Annotated in this window: 18 protein-coding genes; 9 read left to right on the forward strand and 9 right to left on the reverse strand. The window is 64.3% G+C overall.

Features of this window, described 5'->3' with window-relative positions; all coding sequences use genetic code 11:
• Positions 1-31: 31 nt before the first annotated feature.
• Entirely contained in the window at positions 32-934 is a 903-nt protein-coding gene (locus FDT80_RS09195) for a CPBP family intramembrane glutamic endopeptidase (RefSeq protein WP_138661987.1), read from the reverse strand.
• A gap of 19 nt (positions 935-953) precedes the next feature.
• Positions 954-4,055 (reverse strand): ABC transporter transmembrane domain-containing protein, encoded by a 3,102-nt coding sequence (locus FDT80_RS09200; protein WP_138661988.1) that lies wholly within the window; start codon positions 4,053-4,055, stop codon positions 954-956.
• Positions 4,056-4,263: 208 nt separating this feature from the next.
• Between FDT80_RS09200 and ilvD the strand changes: the two genes are divergently transcribed.
• The 6 genes from ilvD (at position 4,264) to FDT80_RS09230 (ending at position 9,983) form a co-directional block, all read left to right on the forward strand.
• A complete protein-coding gene (ilvD, locus tag FDT80_RS09205; RefSeq protein WP_138661989.1) occupies positions 4,264-6,027 on the forward strand; it encodes a dihydroxy-acid dehydratase in 1,764 nt (587 codons plus the stop codon).
• Positions 6,008-6,622 (forward strand): hypothetical protein, encoded by a 615-nt coding sequence (locus FDT80_RS09210; RefSeq protein ID WP_138661990.1) that lies wholly within the window; start codon positions 6,008-6,010, stop codon positions 6,620-6,622. The genes ilvD and FDT80_RS09210 overlap by 20 nt, the downstream gene beginning before the upstream one ends.
• Positions 6,623-6,701: 79 nt before the next feature.
• Complete coding sequence (locus FDT80_RS09215) at positions 6,702-7,475, forward strand: DUF6478 family protein (RefSeq protein ID WP_138661991.1); 774 nt, start codon at positions 6,702-6,704, stop codon at positions 7,473-7,475.
• 22 nt (positions 7,476-7,497) lie between these two features.
• Positions 7,498-7,863, forward strand: a complete 366-nt coding sequence (locus FDT80_RS09220) for a hypothetical protein (RefSeq protein WP_138661992.1) — start codon at positions 7,498-7,500, stop codon at positions 7,861-7,863.
• A 107-nt stretch (positions 7,864-7,970) separates the two neighbouring features.
• Positions 7,971-8,633, forward strand: a complete 663-nt coding sequence (locus FDT80_RS09225; protein WP_138661993.1) for a potassium channel family protein — start codon at positions 7,971-7,973, stop codon at positions 8,631-8,633.
• A gap of 3 nt (positions 8,634-8,636) precedes the next feature.
• Complete coding sequence (locus tag FDT80_RS09230) at positions 8,637-9,983, forward strand: TrkH family potassium uptake protein (protein WP_170311836.1); 1,347 nt, start codon at positions 8,637-8,639, stop codon at positions 9,981-9,983.
• 14 nt (positions 9,984-9,997) lie between these two features.
• Here the strand turns inward: FDT80_RS09230 and FDT80_RS09235 are convergent, their stop codons facing one another.
• From FDT80_RS09235 to FDT80_RS09255, 5 genes are all read right to left on the reverse strand, one after another.
• Positions 9,998-10,825: an ion transporter gene (locus tag FDT80_RS09235; protein WP_138661994.1), complete on the reverse strand. Its 828-nt coding sequence runs from the start codon at positions 10,823-10,825 to the stop codon at positions 9,998-10,000.
• A gap of 185 nt (positions 10,826-11,010) precedes the next feature.
• On the reverse strand, positions 11,011-12,348 hold the full coding sequence (locus tag FDT80_RS09240) for a S41 family peptidase (protein WP_138661995.1): 1,338 nt from the start codon (positions 12,346-12,348) through the stop codon (positions 11,011-11,013).
• Between the two features lie 5 nt (positions 12,349-12,353).
• Entirely contained in the window at positions 12,354-13,505 is a 1,152-nt protein-coding gene (locus FDT80_RS09245; RefSeq protein WP_246039915.1) for a murein hydrolase activator EnvC family protein, read from the reverse strand.
• Positions 13,490-15,010 carry a 2,3-bisphosphoglycerate-independent phosphoglycerate mutase gene (gene gpmI / locus FDT80_RS09250; RefSeq protein WP_138661996.1) on the reverse strand — a complete coding sequence of 507 codons (1,521 nt, stop codon included), beginning with the start codon at positions 15,008-15,010 and terminating at the stop codon, positions 13,490-13,492. The genes FDT80_RS09245 and gpmI overlap by 16 nt, the downstream gene beginning before the upstream one ends.
• Positions 15,011-15,131: 121 nt before the next feature.
• Positions 15,132-18,071: an error-prone DNA polymerase gene (locus FDT80_RS09255; protein WP_138661997.1), complete on the reverse strand. Its 2,940-nt coding sequence runs from the start codon at positions 18,069-18,071 to the stop codon at positions 15,132-15,134.
• A gap of 213 nt (positions 18,072-18,284) precedes the next feature.
• Here FDT80_RS09255 and FDT80_RS09260 point away from each other — a divergent pair, with 213 nt between their 5' ends.
• The 3 genes from FDT80_RS09260 (at position 18,285) to nhaC (ending at position 23,185) form a co-directional block, all read left to right on the forward strand.
• A complete protein-coding gene (locus tag FDT80_RS09260; protein WP_138661998.1) occupies positions 18,285-18,464 on the forward strand; it encodes a zinc-finger domain-containing protein in 180 nt (59 codons plus the stop codon).
• Positions 18,465-18,615: 151 nt separating this feature from the next.
• Positions 18,616-21,417 carry a DNA polymerase I gene (polA, locus tag FDT80_RS09265; RefSeq protein WP_138661999.1) on the forward strand — a complete coding sequence of 934 codons (2,802 nt, stop codon included), beginning with the start codon at positions 18,616-18,618 and terminating at the stop codon, positions 21,415-21,417.
• Positions 21,418-21,691: 274 nt separating this feature from the next.
• Positions 21,692-23,185, forward strand: coding sequence for a Na+/H+ antiporter NhaC (gene nhaC, locus FDT80_RS09270; protein ID WP_138662000.1), 1,494 nt, complete (start codon positions 21,692-21,694; stop codon positions 23,183-23,185).
• 127 nt (positions 23,186-23,312) lie between these two features.
• Here nhaC and FDT80_RS09275 read toward each other — a convergent pair whose 3' ends face one another.
• Complete coding sequence (locus FDT80_RS09275; protein WP_138662001.1) at positions 23,313-24,071, reverse strand: hydroxypyruvate isomerase family protein; 759 nt, start codon at positions 24,069-24,071, stop codon at positions 23,313-23,315.
• A gap of 5 nt (positions 24,072-24,076) precedes the next feature.
• A complete protein-coding gene (locus FDT80_RS09280) occupies positions 24,077-24,778 on the reverse strand; it encodes an SDR family NAD(P)-dependent oxidoreductase (RefSeq protein WP_138662002.1) in 702 nt (233 codons plus the stop codon).
• Positions 24,779-24,818 lie beyond the last annotated feature (40 nt).

A 24,818-nucleotide genomic window follows, 5' to 3' on the forward strand; every position in this document is an offset into this window, starting at 1 on the left:
TCCAGATAATCGCCGCCGAACGAAAATGCAATCAGCGGCGAATGGCCAGACGCGCGGCAAGCCAGCTGACGAGCATCAGCGCGAAGTCGACCGGCAGCCAGGCGCGCAGGGCTTCGGTGTCGTCCATCGAAAACGGGCTGAGATAGAGCGCGAGCCCCGACAGGTCGTCCGGCATCGAAACGATGAGGATCGCGGATATGTTGTTGATGAAATGCACCGCTATGGCGGGCCCGAGCGTTCCGGCCCGCGCCGTGAGGTCGGCCATCAGAATGCCGAAAAACGCGGCCCACAGGGCGATCAGGCCGGCATTGGCCCCCGCGGAGCCCGGCAGGTAGTGCCCCAACCCGAACAGCACCGCCGGCAGGACCATCCACATCAGCGGCGATTTGAACCGCGCCGCCAACTGCTGCTGCACATAGCCGCGAAAGAAGATTTCCTCGGCGCTGACCTGCACCAGCACCGCGACAAGCGACAGCGGCAAGAGCATCAGCCACCGGCCCAGCGGCATGTTCGGCTGCAACGGCGCACCCATGTCCCAGGGTGGCAGCAGCCAGATCACCGCACCCACCACGAACATCATCCAGATGACCGACCGAAACTGCCTCAGGGCCAATCGGGGCGGCCCCAGCAGACTGAGCGCGGGGCGCCGGTGCACGATCCGCGCCGCGACACCGGCGCCCATGATCATGAACCCGAAGCTCAGCAACAGGATATACATGGCCAAGGGTGTCGCACCGGTCTGAAGCGCGGTGAACAGGGCCGTGCCACCGTCGTCGCCCAGCGTCCGGTAGAGCGTGCGAAACAGCATCTGGTTGAGCACCAGGTACACCACCGCCGCGACCGCAAGCCCAAGCAGCAGGCGCCAGATCTGCGGCGCCGACCGTGCGGGTGCGACGAATTGCTCGTGGGCGCTGTAGGTCAGCCAACCGGGCATAGTTTGGGGTCCTGTCTCTTCAACGGCCCGGCAGGTCGGCCGGGGCCTCTGGCTTGTCCGCCTCTTGCGGGACATCGACGCGGGCTTCGCGCAGCAATTCCGCAGCGCCCGTCAAGTGGCCCGCGACGGTCTTGAGCAGGCTCATCAGAACCGCCGGGTCATGTTCGATCACCGCGCGAAACTGCTCTGCCCCGATGCGCAGGAATTGACTTTTCTCAAGCGCGACAAGGTCAAGCTGCCGGTTTTCCCGCAGGATGATGGCCAGGTCTCCGATGATGCGGCCGGGCCCGACCGCCGTCACCTCGTGCGGCACGTCGTCGTCGTCGCGGTAGCTCATCATCGCGCTGCCCGACAGACACAGGTACACCGCGTCCGCCCGCTCTCCGCGCGAAAAGATCCGCTGGTCCTTTTCCGCCTCGTACCATTGGGCGGAAAACGCCAGCAAACGCTGGCTGCGCGCCTCCAGGTCGGCAAAAAGCGGCGTCCGCGAGATCACCCGCAGCTTGCGGCGCAGATCGTCGGAGGCGGTATCGTCCTCGGCCTGGACGTCGGCGGCGGCAACACCGTCGATGCGGCCATGCTTGATCTCGACGAAGATATCATAGGCCTGCGGGTGGGCAAAATCGTCTTCCATGTAGATCAGCGTGGTGTCCGGCAGGATCTCCTGCAGCTTGCGCCGCGTGGCGCTGCGGCTTTCGTCGCCATGGCTGGCAAGAACCTGGTCGAGGATCAGGATGTCGGGCCGTTTTATCCCCGCGCGGCTGAAGGCGGCGCGCTCCTGCAAGACACCGGTCAGGTTGGCACCGCCCAGACCGGTGGGAATATCGAAGATCGTCTCGGCCACCAGTCGCCGCAAGTCGTGGCTTTCAAGCACTTCGGCGACGACGTCCTCGACCATCTCGCCCTGAACGCCCGCCATCGACGACACGCGACCGTAGAGCGCGTTTTCCAACAGCGTCAGCCGCGGAAGATAGTTTTCCGGATCGACGGGCACGAACAGGTTGCGCGTGCGCGCGCGCAGGGCCTCGCCCTGGGTTTTGCGGATATGCAGGATGTCGCGCTTGAAGCTCTCGGGAAAGGCCGGCCCGATCTGCTCGGCGGTAAAGGCGAAGGGCACCGTCAGAAGCAGCGCGAACTCTTCCTCGGTCAGGGCCTGATCGCCCTTTTCCCGCCGCCGCGAGGCGATATCGACAAGCCGCTCGTACATTTCCTCGTCGATACCCAGCGCGGTGAACAACGGGTGGCTTGTGCCGTCCATGCCAAAGGTCTGGTGCAGCGTCTCGATCAGGGTCTGCGAAATCGCGATGCCCTGTTCCGCCAGACCCTGCTGCATCACAAGTTCAAGAAATTCGGTCTCGGCCGCCAAGCCGCGCTGCGAGATGTCGCGCACCGGAGAGGCAAACAGAAGGTTGCCGCCCAGCGGGATCGTCGGGTTGAATTTGTCCGGATCGAAGCGGTAGACGAACCGCGCCAGATCGCGTTCATTCAGTTGGGCTTCGACCTCGGGGCGCAGGCGGACGATGGCCGCGGCCAGTTGCGGATGCAGCGCGGGATCGACGCGCGAATTCAACATCCGGCGGAACATCACCTCATCGATGCCCATCGCCTGAACCAGCTTGAACCACCAGCTTCGGATATCCTCGGTCGTGTTCAGACCGGCCAGCGCAGGATCGACCCAATCCGCGCGCAGGCTGTCCTCGCTGTTGCCGGACTTGCGCGCTTCGATGGAAAAGCTGTCGCTTTCGTCGGGGTCCCACAACACGGTCCGGGGGCTGAATTTCAGCGGCATCAACAGGTTGTCACCAAGTGTGCCGTCAAAGATGTAGGGCCGCGAATGGGCGTATCCCACGCGCGCGGCAATCACCGCCTGGTGCAGTTCCGCAAGGTCGTGGCCGTTCAGCGTGACGCTGCCGCGCGATGGCATGACCTCGCGGGTCAAAAGCTCGGCCAGCGCGGTGCGCTCGACCTGGCTTTTGGATTTGATCGCAACGCGCGATCCTGCCGGAATGTCGAGATTGATATCCTCGAGCAACGGGTTGCCATCTGCGTTGCGCACCGTCACGTCGCGGATCGATATGGGCCCGTCCAGGCGCGGAATCTCGTCCGGCACGCCCTCGAACAGTTTTTCGGCGATCATCCCCTTGGGCGCGAACCGCTCCACCACGATGTCCCAGCGCAACGACATGTCCTGCACCTGGTTGTAATAGGTCAGCAGCTCCTTCCAGGGCGAGCTGAGATCCTTGTAGGCAGCCAATGCCGCAACCAGCGCACCCACCGTGATGTCGCCCCGGATCGCCAGATACCCGCCGACGGAATAGAAAAAGAACGGCGTCAGCTGCGTGATGAAGTTGTTGAGGAACTTCATGAAGAACTTTTTCTGGTAGATCTGGAAGCGGATGTCGAACAGCCGCCCAAGCCGGTCGGTGAATGCCGCCAGACGGTAGCGCCAGCCGCCGTTGGTGCGCAGGTCGGTGATGCCCGCCGCCGTCTCGCCGATCTCGGCCGCGAAATGGCGCACTTCGACGATGCGCTTTTTATTGAGCTGGTTGATCTGCCGTTGCAGCAGCGGGATGATGTAGGCCTGCAACGGGATCAGCGCGATCCCCGCCAGGCCGAACCACACGCTCTGGATGAAAAGGAACACGACGATGATCAGCATCTGCCCGGCTTGAAACACCGGCTGGGCGACCGCATCGCCCATCAGCCCGCCCATCGGTTCGGCTTCGGATGTGACCATCGACACAAGCTCGCCCTGAGACGTGGTCCGGAAATAGCTGCGGGGAAACCGCATCATCCGCTTGACCAGCATATAGCGGAACCGCCGCAGCAACCGCTCGGACAGAACGCCCTTCATGGTGTTGAGGCGCATTTTCAGCAACCCGTGCACCAGAACGGACGCGAGATACGCAAAGCACAGGGCCATCAGGAATTGCGTCTGGTTCAGCTCGATGCCGAGGAAATCGATCCGGTCGCTTTGCGCACCGATGGCATCGTTGATGATGCGTTTGGGCAATTCCAGCGTCGCGTAGAGAAACGGAAAGGTGACAAGCGTGAAAAGCAGCAACATGAACTGTTCTCGCTTGGAGTATTTCCAGATGAAGGAAAACAGCGAGTGTTCCATGTTCGGGCTTTCAAAACGGGCCAGGGGCCATGGTGCGCGGCGCAGACCGTAAAATGGCGCGCGGTGACACATGAACTTAGTCGCAGGGCGGTCTCAATACAAGCGCGCCGGCATACCGCAACCGCTGTGCGGGGACGCACGCTTTGCCTTGCGGCAGCGCAAACCAATGGCTATTCCGGTGGGGCCGCAGACCCAAGGGAGGCTTCATATGTCCAATCAGCGCTTTGATAAAACCAAACTGCCCAGCCGCCATGTGACCGAAGGGCCCGCACGTGCGCCGCACCGGTCCTACTACTACGCGATGGGCATGACGGAGCATGAAATTCACCAGCCCCTGGTCGGCGTCGCCACCTGCTGGAACGAAGCGGCCCCCTGCAACATCGCGCTGAACCGTCAGGCGCAGGCGGTCAAGATGGGCGTCAAGGCCGCCGATGGCACGCCGCGCGAATTCACCACGATCACCGTCACCGACGGCATCGCGATGGGCCACGAGGGCATGCGCTCCTCGCTTGCGTCGCGCGAGGCGATTGCCGATACCGTCGAATTGACGATGCGCGGGCATTGCTATGACGCGATCGTCGGGCTGGCAGGCTGCGACAAGTCCCTGCCGGGGATGATGATGGCGATGATCCGGCTGAACGTGCCGTCGGTCTTTCTTTACGGCGGATCGATCCTGCCAGGACGGGCCCCTGCCGGCGCCGACATTCCAGAAGATTTCGCGGGGCGCGATCTGACTGTCCAGGACATGTTCGAAGCGGTCGGTCGCCACCAGAACGGCTCGATGTCGCAAGCCGCACTCGATGTTCTGGAGCGCGTCGCCTGCCCTTCGGCGGGTGCTTGCGGCGGGCAGTTCACCGCCAACACGATGGCCTGCGTGTCCGAAGCCATCGGGCTTGCGCTGCCCAACTCCTCGGGTGCGCCGGCACCCTACGAATCCCGCGACGCCTATGCCGAAGCGTCGGGGGCCGCGGTGATGAACCTGATCGAGAAGAACATCCGTGCGCGTGATATCGTCACGCGCCAGTCGCTTGAAAACGCCGCGCGCATCGTGGCCTGTACCGGCGGCTCGACCAACGCGGGCCTGCACCTGCCCGCGATGGCGCATGAGGCGGGGATCGACTTCTTTCTGGACGACGTCTGCGAGATTTTCCGCGACACGCCCTATTTCGTCGATATGAAGCCCGGCGGCGCCTATGTCGCCAAGGACCTCTACGAGGCCGGCGGCGTGCCGGTGGTGATGAACGAGTTGCGCAAGGCGGGGCTTATCCACGAGGATTGCATGACCGCGACCGGCTATTCGATGGGCGAAGAGCTCGACAAGCTGACCCGCGAAGCGGATGGCCGCGTGATCCATTCGGTTGCCAACCCGATCAGCAAGACAGGCGGCGTCGTGGGCCTGAAAGGCAACCTTGCCCCCGAAGGCGCCATCGTGAAAATCGCCGGAATGGCCGAGAACGAGATTGTCTTTACCGGCCCCGCGCATGTGTTCGAGTGCGAGGAGGACGCCTTTGAGGCCGTCAAGAACCGCGACTACAAGGAAGGCGAGGTCATCGTGATCCGCAACGAGGGCCCCTCCGGCGGGCCCGGCATGCGCGAGATGCTGGCCACGACCGCGGCGCTGTCCGGCCAGGGCATGGGCAAGAAAGTCGCGCTGATCACCGACGGTCGTTTTTCGGGCGCCACACGCGGCTTTTGTGTCGGTCATGTCGGCCCGGAGGCCGCGCACGGCGGTCCGATCGCGTTGTTGAAGGACGGTGACATGATCACGCTTGACGCGATCAAGGGCACCATCAGCGTCGATGTGTCGGACGACGAGATGGTCAAGCGCAAGTCCGAATGGAGCGGCGCGCGCGAAACGCTTTATGGCGCCGGCGCGCTTTGGAAATACGCGCAACTGGTGGGTCCGACCTATCTGGGCGCCGTCACGCACCCCGGCGCCAAGGCCGAGCGACATGACTACATGGACCTTTAAGGGTCCTATAGCCGCACTGGCGTTGCTGGCCCTGACCGCCTGCGAGGGCGGTCAGGGCATCGGTGCGCAGGCGCAAAAGCCCCTGACCGCGGCGCGCATGATGTCGGGCGCGGTGATCCTCGTGCCGCCAAGCGGGTTTTGCATCGATCGCGGCAGCCTGCGCGCCAGTTTTGCGCTGATGGCTCGGTGCGACACGCTGGGTGCTGCGCCCGAGACCGCGCGCGGCGCGCCACTGGGGTTGATCACGGCCAGTTTCGCCGCCGCCGCCGACGGCGACCCGCTGCCCAGCCAGGGCGATCTGCTCGCCACGGCCAGCGTGACACGGGTCCTCAAGGCGCAGTCGTCAAAGGATATGCTGTTGCTTCATGCCAGCGGTCCGGCCCCGTCCAAGGGGCTGTCGGACGTGCACTGGCGGGGGGCCGCGCGTCTGGGCGGGCATATCGTGGCGGTCGCGCTCTACGGTCCACGGGACGGACGCGCGATAGGCCCGGAGGGCGCTGTGATCGTGCAACAGCTCTTTGACGGCACCCGCGCCCAGATCGACGCCGCGCGCGGCGGCACCGCAAAAACAACACCGCCCAAAAAAGGCTCCTGACGGACATTTCGCGGTTTGTTTGAATTGCCGCCTTCCGCTAGACAGGACAGCAGGGGCAAAAGGGCACGATCCGGACAATATGAAGAAGGTCAGCGGCAGTTTTCTGGACACGGCGTTCTATTTGCACGCCATACGGCGGTGGGCGCGCATCGCGCGCAACGCCGGTGTCACCGATCTGGCCCAACTGCGCCGGGAACGCGGGCGCGCGCGACTGCTCAAGGCGCATCTGGACCGGCTGATCCACACCGCCGACGAACGTCTGGCGCTGCCCATCATCGGCTCCACCAGTTTTCCCAAGCCGCACAATGCGGACTGGGCGTGGCGGCCCGAACTGTGGCGCGGGCCGCTGGCCACGCCGGGGATGTCATCGGTCGGGACCAAATCGATGCTTGGGTCCGAGGTGACGCTGTTTCACGACTGCGACTATTCCGAACTGACCCTGCGCCAACTGCGCAACCTGCGCGAGGCCGATCTGGCGCCCTACGGCCTGCGCATGGACGTGTTTCGATTTGACGGGTCGTTTCTGTCGCTGGTGATCGACTTGCCGGACGTCGCGGTGCACGGGCTCAAGCGGACGCATCTCTTGCGCGTCAGCGCCATCATCGAAATGGAAAAGCCGATCGAGATTTTCGCGCGGCTCAATATCCGGCATGGGCCCAATACCGAACAGATTGTCCGCGAACTGCCCCTCAACGAAGGCGAGATCACGGTCGAGTTCGATCTGGCCTACTCGAACCTGAATGAAAAGCGGGTGGAAAAGGCGTGGATCGACCTGATCTTTGAAGGGCCGCAGATGAATCAGGTCGTGCTGCGCGATCTGACATTCGCGCGGCGTCCGCGCGCGCAACTGTAACCACGGTCCGGAGGGGGCGAAGATGCTGGAACTGACCAAGACCAAGATGCGCCAGGGCCTGTGGGAAGGCATCCTGACCGGCGCGGGCGACACCCAGCCGAATCTGAGCGTGACCCATCAGCAGGTGGCGGTGCCGGGCATAACCCTGACCCGCGATGCCGCCAGTGGACACTGGGCGCTGCGCGTGCCCATCCCGCCAGAGGCGGTGTCGGACGGGGTGCAGACGATCCTGATCACGGATGCGGACAGCCAGACCCGGCTGGGCCATCTGACGCTGATCGCCGGCGAGGCCCTGGGCGACGACATGCGCGCCGAAATCGATCTGCTGCGCGCCGAACTCGACATGCTCAAGCGGGCCTTTCGCAGGCATTGCCTTGAGACGACCTAGCCCGGTTACGCATGGCGATGAACCCATTGCCCGTTCGCGCGTTGGGCCCGGACCGCACCGCACCGACCGGTGGGGTCAGGTGCGGTATCCAGTAAGGGGTTGATCACATGAACATGAAAAACCGAACGTTCGGGGTGATCGGGCTCGGAAACTTCGGCGCGACCGTCGCTGCGGAACTGACGCGCTTTGGCAACCACGTGATCGGTATCGATAGCGACGAAAAGCAGGTCACGCGCCACGCGGACAGCATGGCCCAGACCATGATCGCCGACGCCCGCGAGGAAGCCGCCCTACGCGAGGCCGGTCTGGCGGAGTGCGATGTCGCGCTGGTGGCGATGGGATCGGACCTGGAGGCCAGCATACTCGCCGCGATGAACCTCAAGCTGCTGGGCGTGGAAAAGGTCTGGGCCAAGGCCACGACGAAAACGCATCACCGCATCCTGAGCAAACTGGGCGTGGACCGGGTGATCCATCCCGAGGTCGAGGTCGGCCAGCACATCGCGCAGGTGCTGCACAACCCGCTGGTCCGTGACTACGTCAGCCTTGGCAACGGCTATCACGTCGTCAACTTTCGAATCCCCGAAGCGCTTGAAGGCAAGGCGCTCAAGGATCTGCCGCATACCGAGAAATACAAGCTGCGCTGCATCGGGGTAATGCGCGGCAGCGAATTCGTGGGCCAGGACGGCGATTCCTGCGAATTGCAGCGCGATGATCTTCTGCTGCTATTGGGCCAGCGTCAGGATCTGCGCGACTTTGCGACCAGCCTCTGACCAATGAGGTCCATTCGCAAACACCTGTCCAGAAAATCGGTCTGGCGGTTGCCGCCGCCTGCTCTGCTGGCGCTGATCTACGTCGTTTGCATCCTGCTGGGCGCTGGGCTGCTCATGCTGCCGGTATCCAATACCAACGGCATCGCCTGGGCGGATGCGCTGTTCACCTCGACCTCGGCGGTGACTGTCACCGGGCTTGTCGTGGTCGATACCGGATCGGCCTTTACGCATTTCGGGCAGGGCGTGATCGCGTTTCTGATCCAGATGGGCGGCCTTGGGTTGATGACCTTTGCGGTGCTGGTGCTGTCGGCGCTCGGCATCCCGATCGGGATGCCGCAACGCCTGATCCTGCGCGAAGACCTGAACCAGACAAAGATCGGCAACCTCACGACGCTGGTGTGGATCATCCTGCGGATCGCGATCTTGTGCGAAGCCCTGGGCGTTCTGGTCCTGAGCTTTGTCTTCGTTCCCGAATTCGGTCTGTGGGAAGGCCTTTGGCAGGCGGTCTTCCACAGCGTCTCGGCGTTCAACAACGCCGGCTTCGCATTGTTCCCCGACAGCCTGTCGCGGTGGGTGGCCAACCCAGTCGTCAATGTCGTCATCCCCGCGATGTTCATTCTGGGCGGCATCGGTTTCATCGTGGTGGGCGACCTGTGGCAAAAGCGATCCTGGCGCCGCTTGACGCTGCACAGCAAACTGATGCTGTCGGGCACGGCGGTTCTGATCCTGTGGTCGTGGGTCATGTTCGCGCTGCTGGAATGGACAAATCCCGGCACGTTGGGTGGTCTGCAGGACACCGGCGCACGGCTTTGGGCAAGCTGGTTTCAGGCGGTGACACCGCGCACCGCGGGCTTCAACACGCTCGACACCGGCGCGATGCGCGACAGCACGACGTTGATGACCATGACCTTGATGCTGGTGGGCGGCGGCAGCACATCGACCGCGGGCGGGATCAAGGTCACGACCCTGATCGTGCTGGTCATGGCGACGCTGGCGTTTTTCAAGCGACGGTCCTCCCTGCACGCCTTTGGCCGCAGCCTGGGGCTGGACGAGGTGATGAAGGTCATGGCGCTGACCACGATCAGCCTTTTGCTGGTGCTCAGCGGGCTTTTCATCATGTCCATCACCCATGACGGAGAGATCTTCGACCTTGCCTTTGAGGTGACGTCGGCCTTTGGCACGGTCGGCCTGTCGCGGGGCGCCACCGCGGAATTGGACGGCATCGGCCGCGCGATGATCATCGTCATCATGTTTCTGGGACGCGTCGGGCCCCTGACCATCGGTTTCTTTCTGGCGACCCAGTCCGTGCCGCGCGTCCGCTATCCCGCCGGGCAGGTGTACCTCGGCTGATACCAGCGCGTCGCCTATGACCGCGGAGGCCCGCCCGATCGCTCCTTGAGCAGCGTCTCGATGTCCTTGAGCCGGTTCAGAACATCGTCGCGGTAGCTGTCGGTGCGTTCGTTCGCTTCTTCGTGGTGCGCGTCCTGCATGGAATTGACCACGAGACCGACCACGAGGTTCACGACCACGAAGGTGGTGACAAGGATGAAGGGCACGAAAAACAGCCACGCGTGGGGATAGACCTGCATGACCGGGCGCACGATCCCCATCGACCAGCTTTCCAGCGTCATGATCTGGAACAGGGAATAAAGCGAACGTCCCAGCGTGCCGAACCAGTCCGGAAAGGCGGCGCCGAACAGCTTGGTCGCCATCACCGCGCCGATGTAGAACACCAGCCCCATCAGCAGGAAAACCGACCCCATGCCGGGCAGCGCGTTGATCAGGCCTTCGACCACCCGCCGCAGCGTCGGCGCGACAGATATCACACGCAACAGCCGCAGGATTCGCATCGCCCGCAGAACCGAAAGCCCCTGCGACGCCGGCACCAGCGAAATCGCCACGATCAGGAAATCGAAGATATTCCAGCCATCCCTGAAGAACCGCAACCGCTCCACAAAGATCTTGAGCCCGATCTCGATGACGAAAATCGCCAGGCAAAGCGTGTCGAGCACCAGGATCAGCGGGCCCGCCTGCGCCATCACGGCGTCGGAGGTTTCCAGCCCGAGGATGACGGCATTGAACAGGATCACGCCAAGGATGAATCCTTGGAAAACCGGGCGCTTGATGAAGCGGGCCAGGCTGTCACGCAATGAAGACGTCGGGGAGGCGGCAAGAATGGTTTTATGTGTCATGGGCTTGCATATGGTGCGTTCGCGGCGCGACGCCAAGTAGAAAGCCGTGCGGTCGGACATCCGCGCGCATGGCCGTCAGCAGGAAGGCGCCTGTTGTCCGGGCGATCGGACCGCTGTCGCGCGGCTTTGGTCTGCGTCAACGCCCCCGGCGCGACATGCCGGGGGCGAATGGGTCAAAATCCGGATCAGTCCTTGGGACCCAGGGCCGACAGGCCCTTGAGGATGTCGATGGCATAGGCCAGTTGGTAATCCTCCTCGCGCAGCGCGGCGGCGGCGTCGGCGCGGGCGCGATCCTCCTCGATCTGGCGGACCTCATCCTCGGACAGGCTGTCGTTGTTCAGGCTTCCGCGCAGGTCGGCTTCGCTCCGCAGGGGGCGCGGCACGGCGCTTTCCTCCTCCTCGGTCGCGGGCTTGGCGCGCGGTTGCTGCACCACGATGTCGGGCGACACGCCCAGCGCCTGGATGGACCGGCCAGACGGCGTGTAATAGCGCGCGGTCGTCAGACGCATGGCGCCGTCGCTGCGCAGCGGCATGACCGTCTGAACCGACCCTTTGCCAAAGCTCTTGGTGCCGACAACGATGGCGCGGCGATGATCCTGCAACGCGCCCGCAACGATTTCCGAGGCAGAAGCGGAGCCGCCATTGATCAAGACGACAATCGGCTTGCCCTCGGCCAGATCGCCGGGCTTGGCATTGAACCGGTCGCCATCGGCGGGGTCGCGGCCGCGGGTGCTGACGATTTCGCCCTCTTCAAGGAAGGCATCCGACACCATGATCGCCTGATTGAGAAGGCCGCCGGGATTGTTGCGCAGATCGACAACGATCCCGTTGATGTTGTCCAGGCCGCCGGCGGCCTCGATCTGTTCCGCAAGACCGGATTTCATGTTGTCATAGGTCTGGTCGTTGAAGGTCGTCACGCGCAACACCACGGTGTCGCCTTCGGTACGGGTGCGCACTGCGGTTAGCTTGATCGTATCGCGGATGATCGACACATCGAACGGCTCAGACTCGCCTTCGCGCACGACCGTGATCAGGATCTCGGACCCGACCGGGCCACGCATCAGCTCGACCGCCTCGTCCAGGTTCAGACCCAGAACGCTTTCGCCATCGACATGGGTGATGAAATCGCCCGCCTCGATCCCGGCCTCGTCGGCAGGTGTGCCGTCGATCGGCGACACGACCTTGACGAAACCCTCTTCCTGCGTGACCTCGATCCCCAGGCCGCCGAATTCTCCGCGCGTCTGCACACGCATCGCGGCGGCGTCATCCGGCGACAGGTAGCTGGAATGCGGATCAAGCGAGGTCAGCATGCCGTTGATCGCCGCCTCGATCAGGTCGCTCGGCTCCACCTCTTCCACGTATTGCGCGCGGATCCGTTCGAAAATGTCGCCAAACAGATCCAGTTGCTCGTACACGTTGCTGGATTTCGCGGCTTCCTGCGCCAGCAGCGGCCCGGCGATCTGGGTCGTGGCGATCACACCAGCCAGCGTTCCGCCAAGGGCCGCCATAACAAACTTCTTCATACGTCTCATCCATCCTTGTCGGTTCGGAACCATTCAGCCGGGTCCTGGGGAACGTTATCCTGTCTTACCTCTATATAGAGCGATTCTGAGCGGTCGGTGCCAGCATCATCACCATCTGTTGATAGTCCTGCCTCATTTTCCGCCGCTGCGGCCCCCATCAGGCCCAGTGGCGCGCCTTCGGCGATCACGTCGCCTGCGGTGCCATAAACCACATCCAGACCGGCCAGCACAAACAGGGTGTCGGTTTGCGGCTCAAGTATCACGACATTGCCCAGATCCAGCAGCGGACCGGTGTAGCGAATTGTCGCGGCCGTGGGTGTCGTGACGATGGCGCGGGGACGTGTCGCCAAAATCAGGCCGGGGCGTTTGACGCCGGCCGCGTCCGCCTCGCCCGCGCGGCGCAGGATCAGCCCCTGCGCGGGCAGCGGCAGCGCGCCCTTGCGCGCGGTGATCGACAGATCGGGCGCACCGGGGTCGTCGGGCGCGATCTGGCTCAGCCCGCTGGCGAACCCGTCCAGCGTTTCGGTGGATGCGATCAGGATGGCCGTGCGCACGGGGTCGGCGGTAAACCGGCTGGGCAGGTCGGTGCGGTTTGCCATGGCTTGATTGAGCGCGGCGCGCGCCTGTTGCACCTCGCGCAGGCCATCGCGCAGCCGTTCCGCCGCATCGACCTGCAGGTCGCGCAGGGCCTGCACATCTTGCAGATCGCGCCTGAGGGCAGTTGCGCGGGTGTTGAGCGCCGGCGTCAGTTCGGCCAGCAGCATGCCCGCGCGCGCCGTGCCCACCGGACCGCCCGGATGCAGCAACGCCACTGGCGAGGCCGCGTTTCCGACGCTTTGCAGCACGGCAAGAAGCTGTGCGATCTCGCCATCGCGGGCGGCTAGTTTCGCGCTCAGCTGCGCCTCGCGAATCGTTGCCTGGCGCAATCCGGTCCGCAGCGCGCCAAGACCGGTCTCGAACGCCTGGATCGTCTCGGTCAGGGCACGCACGCGGTCGCGGGCGCTCTCGGCGGCGTCAAGCCGAGCCGAGGCGTCCTCGATCTGCTTCGCGGCGGCCCGGGCCAGCGCGCCGGGTTCCTGCTGTGCCAGCGCCAAGGCGGGCCAAAGCGCCATCAGACCGAACAGGATCGTCGCGCCCCTCCTCATGCGATCAGGCATCTCCCGGTCATCTCCCCGGGGATGGGCAACTGCATCAGGTGCAGGAGCGTCGGCGCCAGATCGGCAAGCCGCCCCGACGATACCCGGGTCCCCTCAGGCGCGCCGATGACGGCGACAGGCACGGGGTTGAGTGTATGCGCCGTGTGCGGCCCGCCTGTCTCGGGGTCGATCATCGTCTCGCAGTTGCCGTGATCGGCCGTCAGCAGCATGACGCCACCCGCGCGCTCCAGCGCCTCCAGAACGCGGGCCAATCCGGCATCCACGGCCGCGCAGGCGCGCATCGCCGCGTCCAGATCACCGGTGTGCCCGACCATATCGGGGTTGGCATAGTTGACGACGATCAGGTCGTAGCCTTCGTCGATCGCCTGCACGAAACGCTCCGTCACCTCGCCCGCCGACATTTCCGGCTGCAGGTCATAGGTCGCGACATCCGGCGATTGCGGCATGAAGCGGTCCTCGCCCTCCGAGGCCGCTTCCTCGCCGCCATTCAGGAAAAACGTGACATGCGGGTATTTTTCGGTCTCCGCCAGACGGAACTGGCGTTTGCCATGCCGCGCCACCCAAGCCCCGAGCGTGTTGGGAATTTCAGGTTTGGGATACAGGGTCGTCATGTATTTCGAATGATCATCGGAGTAATCGGCCATGCCCATCACCGCCGCCCAGTCCGGGCGCGGCCCCGCGTCGAAGGCATCGAAATCCGGCGCGCCGATGGCCGCCATGATTTCGCGCGCGCGATCGGCCCGGAAATTGAGACAGAAAAAGCCGTCGCCGTCGGTGGCGCCCTCGTATCCCGCCAAGACCGTGGCGGGGATGAATTCGTCGGTCCTGTCGTCTGAATACGCGGCGTCGATCGCGGCCTTGGCATCGGCGTGCGACGCGCCCTGACCGCGCACGATGGCGTCGTAGGCGACTTTCACCCGATCCCAGCGGTTGTCGCGGTCCATGGCGAAATAGCGCCCCGTGACGGTCGCGATCCGCGCACCGTCGCCAGGCAAGGCTGCCTCCAAGGTTCCGAGATAACCCAGCGCCGATTTCGGCGCGACGTCGCGGCCGTCCGTGACCGCGTGAATCACGACCGGGATGCCCGCTTTTGCGATCGTGCGGACCGCCGCGATCAGATGATCAAGATGGCCATGCACCCCGCCATCCGACAGAACCCCCATCAAATGCGCCGTGCCGCCGGTCTCTTTCAGCTTCTCGATGAACGCCAGCAGGCGCGGGTTTTCGGCAAAGCGGCCCTCTTCGATGGCCAGGTCGATCTGACCCAGATCCATCGCCACCACGCGGCCCGCGCCGATATTGGTGTGTCCCACCTCGGAATTGCCCATCTGTCCGCGCGGCAGCCCCACATCCGGGCCATGCGTGATCAGCGTGGCATGGGGACTGGTCGCCATGATCCGGTCCATCGTGGGCGTATCGGCCAGAAGCGGTGCGTTGCCCTCGCGGCGCGCGCTCAGGCCCCAACCGTCCAGGATGCACAATACGACCGGCTTGGGGGCACTCATCTGCTCGCAACTCCGCTTATGGGTTTTGCGGCCTTTTACCCCTTGCGCGCGCCGGGGTGAACCTCTTTCGCGCCTGTCTTCCAAATGGAGAAAAATACCGCCGCCGGAGGCAAGAACGTTTTTATGCCTCCGGCGGCGGTATTTCCGATCCATTTGGAAGGAGAGCGACGCGCGAAGGGCCGGCCGGTGTGAGCATGGGCCGCAGCAGCGCCAGCGGATGCGCCTTGAGCGTGAGGCGCATGGCGACGTAATCCTCTACCACCTCTTCGCCCAGCGTCATCTGCGGCAGCAGCGCCGCCGGCTCGTCGATCGCTTCGCCGTCGATGTCGCCCGCGAAAAGCGGCAGAACCGGGCCGGGGGCGAGCGCCTTGGCCTCCCACAGGGCGTCGCGGCGGCTGAGGCCGAGCGCGACGAACACATCCGCCTCGGCCAGCCGTTCGACCATCGCGGGGGCAAGCCCCGCGCGCCGCCAGACATCGCGCACCGATTGATAGCCGTTGCCGCGCGCCGTGGTCAGCCAGCTTGCGTCCTCCTCGGGCAGGCCCTTGATCTGGCGAAAGCCCAGCCGCAGCGCCAGGCCGCCCTGCCCGTCGGGTTCCATCGCGTTGTCCCAGAAGCTGGCGTTGATGCAGACGGGCAGCACTTCGACGCCGTGCTCACGCGCGTCGCGCACGATCTGCGCCGGGGCGTAAAAGCCCATCGGCTGGGAATTGAGCAGCGCGCAGGCAAAGATGCCCGGGTGGTGGCATTTGATCCAGGCACTGGCATAGACCAGCAAGGCAAAGCTGGCGGCGTGGCTTTCGGGAAAGCCGTAGCTGCCGAAGCCCTCGATCTGGCTGAAACAGCGTTCGGCAAAATCCCGATCATAGCCTTTGCGCGCCATGCCGCGCAGGAACAGGGTGCGGAATTCGCTGATGTTGCCGTGTTTCTTGAACGTCGCCAGCGACCGGCGCAGGCGGTCCGCCTGGTCGGGGGTGAACCCCGCGCCGACGATGGCGATCTGCATCGCCTGTTCCTGAAACAGCGGCACGCCCAGCGTCTTGCCCAGCACCGCACCCAGTTCATCCGAGGGAAAGCTGACTTCTTCCTCGCCGTTACGGCGCCGGATGTAGGGGTGCACCATATCGCCCTGGATCGGGCCGGGGCGGATGATCGCGACCTCGATCACCAGATCGTAGAAACACCGCGGGCGCATCCGCGGCAGGAAATTCATCTGCGCCCGGCTTTCGACCTGAAAGACGCCCACGCTGTCGGCCGCGCACAGCATGTCATAAACCGCGCCGTCCTCGGGCGGCAGGGTGGAGAGCGCGTAGCGGGTGCGGTGGTGGACCTGCAACAGGTCGAACGCCTTGCGGATACAGGTGAGCATGCCGAGCGAGAGCACATCGACCTTGAGGATGCCGAGCGTGTCGATGTCGTCCTTGTCCCAGCAGATCACCGTGCGCCCTTCCATTGTTGCGTTCTCGATGGGCACCAGTTCATCGAGCCGTCCTTCGGTGATGACGAAGCCGCCGACGTGCTGGCTCAGGTGGCGCGGAAAGCCGTTGATCTCGTGCACCAGCTCCATCGTCTGCTGCAAGCGGCGGTCGGCGGGGTCGAGGCCGATCTCGCGCATCCGCTCGGCCTCCATCCCCCTGGTGGAGAAAAAGCCCCAGAGCTGCGAGGAGAGCGCGCTGATCGTATCCTCGCTGAGCCCCATCGCGCGGCCCACCTCGCGGATGGCGCGTTTGCCCCGGTAGTGCACCACCGTGGCGCAGAGCCCCGCCCGGTGGCGGCCGTAGGTGTCGTAGATATGCTGGATCACCTCCTCGCGGCGTTCGTGCTCGAAATCGACGTCGATGTCGGGCGGCTCGTCGCGGGCCTCGGACACGAAGCGCTCGAACACCATGGTGCCGATTTCGGGCGAGACGGAGGTTACGCCAAGGCAGTAGCAGACCACCGAATTGGCCGCCGATCCGCGCCCCTGGCACAGGATGCCGCGCGACCGGGCAAAGGCCACGATGTCGCGCACGGTCAGGAAGTAGGGCTCGTAGCGCAGCTTGGCGATCAGGGCGAGTTCGTGTTCCAGCAGCCGCAGCACCTTGTCGGGGGCGCCTGCCGGGTAGCGCCAGTCGAGCCCCTCGCAGGCCAGCCGGCGCAGGCGCTGGGTGGGGGTTTCACGTTCAGTGCCTTCAGAGGGGTATTCGTAGCGCAGTTCGTCCAGTGAAAAGGTCAGCGACCGCGCCAAGGCATGGGCGCGGTCCACGGCATCCTGGAAGGGGCCGAAGATCTGGCGCATTTCCGCGTCGGAGCGCAGGCGGGATTCGCTGTTGGGCAGGGCCGCACGGCCCAGAGCGTCGACCCGGCGCCCCAGGCGGATGGCCGTCACCACGTCGGCCAGCTTGCGGCGCGCGCCGTGGTGCATGAGGGGCGCCGCGCTGGCGATGGTCGGCAGGCCAAGTTCGGCCGCGCGCCTGGTCAGGGCCGCAAAGCATGCCCGGTCGCGACCGTCGTAATTCGGCGCAAGGCCAAGGTGCAGTTTTCCGGCAAAGCGGCGCGACAGCCGTTGCGCCGTTTGCACCCATCCGCCCGCGCCGCGCTGCCTGCCGCACGCCTGTGGCCAGAGGATCAGGTGAAGCTCCTCGCCCCGCTCCAGCAGGTCCGCCAGTTGCAAGTCACAACAGCCCTTGTCCGCCCGGAGCCGCCCGGCGGAGAGGATCCGGCAGAGCGCGCCCCAGCCGGCACGGGTTTCGGGCAGAACGGTGATCGGGCAGGCATCGGTGAACACCAGGCGCGCCGCGGGGATCAGGCGGGGCGTGGCGAAATGCGGCCGGGACATCTGGCCGGTCCGGGTGGGCGGGCCCATGGGACCGTGAGCCGCGTCCCATGCCTGGCGTTCGGCCACCTGGCGGCGGATGCTGCGGGCTTGCGTATGGGCCCGCACGATGCCCGCGACGGAATTGTCGTCCGCGATGGCCAGCCCCTCCATCCCCAGCCAGGCGGCACGGGTCATGTAGTCCTCGGGGTGGGACGCCCCGGTGAGGAAAGTGAAGTTGGAGGTGGCGGACAATTCCGTGAACATGATGCGAGCGAGTATATTCCCCTTTTGTTCTCATTTGGAGTCCTGATGCGACCGGAGGAAGCCTGATCGTTTTCTGTCAAAGAAAATGGTCCGGGATTATTCGAAAAACCAGTTTGGACGCCGACGTGTCCGTCGCCGTCCGGGGCTTGCCCCGGGTCCGTGCATTGGTCATAACAGGTTCGACTTTAGCCTGATTGTCCAAGGATGCCCTGAATGACCCAGCCCGCGCCGGAAACCAAGATCGTCAACACCTGGCGCGTGGCCTGCGATGGCAGCGAGGGGGCGCTTGGCCATCCGCGCGTCTGGTACCAGATCCCGCAGGATCAGGGATGGGTGGAATGCGGTTATTGCGACTGCAGGTTCATTCACAAGGATTTCGAAGGCAAGGTCTGAGCCTGTCACCCCGGCCGCGGCGCGGTTTGACTTGCCGGAGCCTCCGGCGGGGATATTTTTGAACAAGAGAAGCCAGGGGCGATCACCGCAGCGTGCCGGTGGCGCAGCGTCACCGGTATCGGATCGGCCCCCGCACGGAACGGAGCGCGACATGACCGAGACATTTGGCAAGGGCCATTATCTGCACCTGATCGACGGGTCGGCGTTCATCTTTCGGGCCTATCATGCGCTGCCGCCGCTGACACGCAAATCCGACGGGTTGCCGATTGGCGCCGTATCGGGCTTTTGCAACATGCTGCAGCGTTATATCGACGGCAACAACGGGTCGGATGCGCCGACCCATGTGGCCGTGATCTTTGACAAGGGCAGCCATACCTTTCGCAACGAGATGTACGACCAGTACAAGGCCAACCGCGAGGCCATGCCCGAAGACCTGCGTCCGCAGATCCCGCTGACGCGGCGCGCCACGGAGGCCTTCAACATCGCCTGCGAGGAGATCGAGGGCTATGAGGCCGATGACATCATCGCCACCCTGGCCGTGCAAGCCCGTGCGCGCGGCGGTCGCTGCACGATCATCAGCAGCGACAAGGACCTGATGCAGCTAGTGGGCGACGGCGTGGACATGCTGGACGCCATGAAGAACAAGGTCATCGACCGGGAGGGCGTGCATGAAAAGTTCGGCGTGTACCCCGAACGGGTCGTCGATGTGCAGGCCCTGGCCGGGGATTCAGTGGACAACGTGCCCGGCGCGCCGGGCATCGGGATCAAGACCGCAGCGCTTTTGATCAATGAATACGGCGACCTGGAAACCCTGCTGGAGCGTGCGAACGAGATCAAGCAGCCCAAGCGCCGCGAAACCCTGATCCAGCATGCCGACCAGATCAGGCTGTCCAAGAAGCTGGTCATGCTGGACGCCGACACGCCGCTGGATTTCACGCTCGAGGATCTGGAGGTGCGCGCGCCCGACCCCGGAAAGCTGATGGCGTTCCTGGCCGAGATGGAGTTCCGCACGCTCAGCAAGCGGATCGCGGACACGTTGCATGTGGATCCGCCGGTCATCGACGACACGCCGCCCTCGGCGCCCGATGCACCAAAGGTCGACGATCTGCCGTTCGACCCCGAGGCCTACGTGCACGTCAGCGACGCCGAGGCGCTTCAGGTCTGGATCGACCGCATTCACGAGCGCGGCTACGTGGCCGTCGATACGGAAACCACCGGCCTGAACGAGATGACCGCCGATCTTGTCGGGATATCGCTGGCCGTCGAGCCGGGGCAGGCCTGCTACATTCCCCTGATCCACAAGGCCAGCAGCAGCGACGATCTGTTCGGCTCGGACGATCTGGCCGAGGGGCAGATGCCGCTGGCGCAGGCGCTGGAGATGCTGAAGCCCGTGCTGGAGGACGCCAGCATCCTGAAGATCGGGCAGAACATGAAATACGACGCCAAGATTTTTGCCCGGATCGGCATCGCGGTAGCCCCTATCGACGACACGATGCTGATGTCCTACGCGATGCACGGCGGGCTGCATGGGCATGGCATGGACACGCTGTCGGAACGGTATCTGCATCACTCGCCCATTCCGATCAAACCACTGTTGGGATCCGGCAAGTCGGCGATCACCTTTGACAAGGTCCCGCTGGACAAGGCCGTGCGCTATGCCGCGGAGGATGCCGACGTCACCCTGCGGCTGTGGCAGATGTTCAAGCCGCAGTTGCACCGGGCGCAGGTGACCCGCGTCTACGAGCGGCTGGAACGCCCGATGGTGCCCGTCCTGGCCGAGATGGAACGGACAGGGATCAAGGTGGACCGCGACACGCTGAGCCGCATGTCGAACGCGTTTTCACAAAAGATGGCGGCATTGGAGGACGAAATTCACACCTTGGCCGGGCGCAAGTTCAACGTCGGATCGCCCAAGCAGTTGGGCGAGATCCTGTTCGACGAAATGGGCCTTGAGGGTGGCAAGAAGGGCAAGACCGGCGCGTATGCCACCGGTGCCGACGTGCTGGAGGATCTGGCGACCGAGCACGAGCTGCCCGCGCGCATCCTTGACTGGCGGCAGTTGAGCAAGCTGAAATCGACCTATACCGACGCGCTGCAGGACCATATCAACCCCGATACCGGTCGGGTGCACACGTCGTATTCCATCGCCGGTGCATCGACGGGGCGGCTGGCATCGACCGACCCGAATCTGCAGAACATTCCGATCCGGTCCGAGGAAGGCCGCCGCATTCGCGAGGCCTTTGTCGCGGAGGACGGCAAGGTGCTGGTCGCGCTGGATTACAGCCAGATCGAATTGCGCATTCTGGCGCATATCGCCGATCTGCCCGCGCTCAAGCAGGCGTTTGCCGACGGGCAGGATATTCACGCAATGACCGCATCCGAGATGTTCGACGTGCCGCTTGACGAGATGACGCCGGACATCCGCCGCCAGGCCAAGGCGATCAACTTCGGCGTCATCTACGGCATTTCCGGCTTCGGGCTGGCGCGGAACCTGCGCATCCCGCGGGCCCAGGCGCAGGGTTTCATCGACCGCTATTTCGAGCGGTTCCCCGGCATCCGGACCTACATGGACGACACCAAGGCCTTTGCCAAGGAGCACGGCTTTGTCCAGACGCTGTTCGGCCGACGCATCCACACGCCGAACATCAACGCCAAGGGCCCCCATGCCGGGTTTGCCCAGCGCGCGGCGATCAACGCGCCGATTCAGGGTACGGCCGCCGACGTGATCCGGCGCGCGATGGTGCGCATGCCGGACGCGACCCGCGGCATTCCGGCCAGGATGCTGCTGCAGGTGCACGACGAACTGCTGTTCGAAGTGGACAAGGGGGCGGCAGAGGATCTGATCGGCGTTGCCCGCGACGTGATGGAAAACGCCGCCGATCCGGTGGTCAAGCTGGACGTCAAGCTGACGGTGGACGCGGGGCAAGGCGCCAATTGGGCCGAAGCGCACTGACGCGGGGCAAGGCGCCCCGCAATCGCGATATCCGGCTGGCGCGACCCGTTTTCGTGTCGTTCAACGGCAGGGCGACGGCCCGACCCGAAGCGCGCGTGCGCGTCTTCAGTTTCCCAGTCCCCTGATCCGGAAAAGTTCCCGCGAACACGCTGCTTCAAGCATAAATCGGCGGATTTTCGCGAAAATCTTGGAACTGAACGTCAGGTCAATTCATTGGAACCGTAATGGCACGGCCCAAAACCAGGTGCAGTGCGCAAAGAAAAGGGACGCCAACATGGATAAAAAAGATCTTCCATCATTGCCGCTGGCTTTGTTGCCGGTGGTCCTCACGCTGGGGCTTCTGGCCTTGCAGCTGTTTTATTATGGCGATTTCACGCCACACATCCCGCTTGTTCTGGGTCTTGCGATCACGTCGCTCTTGGGGGTCGCGCGCGGCCAGGGCTGGATGGATATCCGCGAGGGCATCTTTCACGTCATTCACGTCTCGATGCCATCGCTGTCGGTGCTGATCATCGTCGGCATGATCATCGGCGTGTGGATTTCGTCGGGCACCGTGCCCACGCTGATCTATTACGGTCTGACCCTGCTGAGCCCGTCGATCTTTCTGGCGGCCGCCATGATCCTGTGTGCGGTCGTGTCGCTGTCGCTTGGCACCAGCTGGGGCACGGTCGGTACGGTCGGTCTTGCCCTGATGGGCATCGGCGCAGGTTTCGGCATTCCCGCCTATTGGACCGCCGGCGCGGTCGTGTCGGGCGCTTTTTTCGGTGACAAGGTGTCGCCGCTCTCGGATACCACGAACCTTGCGCCTGCGGTGACGGGAACGAACGTCTTTGATCACATCCGCAACATGCTGCCGACCACGGTGCCGGCCATGCTGATCGCCCTGGTGATCTACATCGCCGTCGGCTTCATGGTCATCAACCCGACCGGGGGCGATGTGTCTGGCATCACCCAGATCACCAGCAACCTGCAGGAGCAGTTCAACTTGGGCCTCGTGCCGCTGATCCCCGCCTTCGTGGTGATCATCCTCGCGCTGATGAAAAAGCCGCCGCTGCCGTCGCTCTTTGCCGGTGTCGTGGTCGGTGCGCTTGTCGCGATCTTCTGGCAGGGTGCTGGCTTGCATGACGTCTTTGCCTATGCGCAGTCGGGCTATTCGATCGAAACGGGCATATCCGACATCGACAGCCTGCTGAACGCCGGTGGTATCCAGTCCATGATGTGGACGATTTCGCTGATGTTGATTGCACTGGGCTTCGGTGGCGCGCTTGAACGTACCGGATGCCTGGAAGCGATCATTCTGTCGATCGTGAAGCGCGTCAAAAGCTTCGGTGCCGTGCAAAGCTCGGCGATCGGAACGGCCTTTGCGACCAACGTCGTGGCGGGTGATCCCTATATCTCCATCGCGCTGCCCGGTCGGATGTACGCACCGCTTTATCGTGGCATGGGATATTCGACACTGAACCTCAGCCGTGCGGTCGAAGAGGGCGGGACATTGATGAGTCCCCTGATTCCGTGGAACGCCGGTGGCGCGTTCGTCATCTCGGCGCTGAGCCTTGGGGTGATGGACGGCAACCTGACGAACCTGCTCTACATCCCGCTGGCCTTTGCCTGCTGGACGGCGCCGCTGATCGGTGTGTTCTACGCGATGACCGGTCTGTTTTCGCCCAAGGCGACCGACGAAGATCGCGCCGAGTGGGAAAGATCCGGCGAAGACGTAATGGATCTGGGCGACCACGATCTGGCCGAAGGGACGCCTGCAACGGCATGATCCCGACGGATCGACATGATGACGAAGGGGCGCGGCACATCGGTGTCGCGCCCTTTTTCATGGCGGCGCACCACGCATGACCGGGGTGTCGGCCTGATTTGGCGGCACGGACGGACGCGTGAGGGCGTTACCGGGTCCTGTGCCAGCCCAAGGTGTCTTGGGTCCGGCCAGGAACCTTGTATTCGGCGCTGACCCAGCCGGTGTATCCGCTGTCGTCCAGGGCCGCGAAAAGCGCATCGAAATCGATCGACCCCGTTCCGGGTGGGCCGCGATCCGGCGCGTCGCCGATCTGCACATGGCGGACAAGGGGGCGATAGTCGCGCAACACCGCCACCGCGTCACCGTGGATCATCTGCGCATGGTAGCTGTCGAATTGAAGGCCCAGGTTGGGGGCGTCCACGGCGGCGACGATCTCGGCGGCAAGGGCGTAGTCGTTCAGATAATATCCCGGCATCGCGACCGGGTTCAGCGGCTCTAGTGTCAGGGTAAGCCCGGGGGGCGCGTTCGCGCTGGCCCAGATCAGGTTTTCGATGCAGGTGTCGCGCGCGTGGTCGCCGTCCGCCTCTCCGGTCATCACGTGCAGCATGGGCACCCGCAGCGCGTCTGTGTAGCGAAACGCGCGGCGCATGTCGTGCTGAAAGCGCGCCGCTCCGCCGGGCACGGCGGCAAACCCGCGCGCGCCTCCGGTGTAATTGGGCGGCGGGGCATTGATCAACACCATCTCCAGCTCGTTGGCCAGCAACGCGCGCTGCGTGTCCTTGGCGGGCATGTCGTAGGGAAACAGCACTTCCACGGCCTTGAACCCCGCCGCGGCGGCGGCATCGAACCGGTCGAGATACGGCAGTTCCGCCCAAAGATGGCTCAGGTTGGCGGCAAATCGCGGCATCGGCGTCAAAACGTCTCGACCCAGGGGCGCAGGACCAATTCGTCGCTCCATGCCGATCTGTGCTGGTCGATGAGCGCGATGTAGCCATCGGCGATCGCGTCGGGGTGCAGCATGTTGTCGTTGCCGTCGTCGCGGCGGCCGTCGCGGTCTTCGTTGGCTATGCCACCGTCGATGTTGACCCAAGCGACATGCACGCCCTTGGGATGCAATTCGCGTGCCATCGATTGCGCCAGCCCGCGCTGGGCGAATTTGCCCATCGCAAAGGGGGCCGAATTGGCGAAACCCTTGACGCCGGCAGAGGCGCCGGTGAACAAAATTGTACCTTTTCGCCCTTGATCCGTCTGGTTGTTCAGCATCAGGCGCGCCGCCTGCTGCCCCAAGAGAAACGCTCCGAAGGCCGTCACCTCGATCGCCCTGCGTACCGTCTCAGGGTCGAGATCGGCGATCGACCCGCGCTGGCGTGCCGAGGGGTTGTAGATGGCCACGCGCAGGGTGCCGGGCAGGTCAGAAAACAGCGCAGCCATGGCCGCGGGATCGCTGCCGTCCATCGCAACGCAGCGCGCGCCCGTTTCGTCCGCCAGCGCGGTCAGCTTGTCGGTGCTGCGCGCGGCCAGAACGATGTCGTGCCCCCGCGCGGCCAACTTGCGCGCCAGCGATGCCGACAGCCCGCTGCCCGCGCCGACGATCACGGCTGTCGAATGACCCATTGTCTTGCTCCTGGCTGTTGGGCACTCAGGATGGCCTTAT

It is taken from the genome of Sulfitobacter sabulilitoris, from assembly GCF_005887615.1.
GTDB lineage: Bacteria > Pseudomonadota > Alphaproteobacteria > Rhodobacterales > Rhodobacteraceae > Sulfitobacter_E > Sulfitobacter_E sabulilitoris.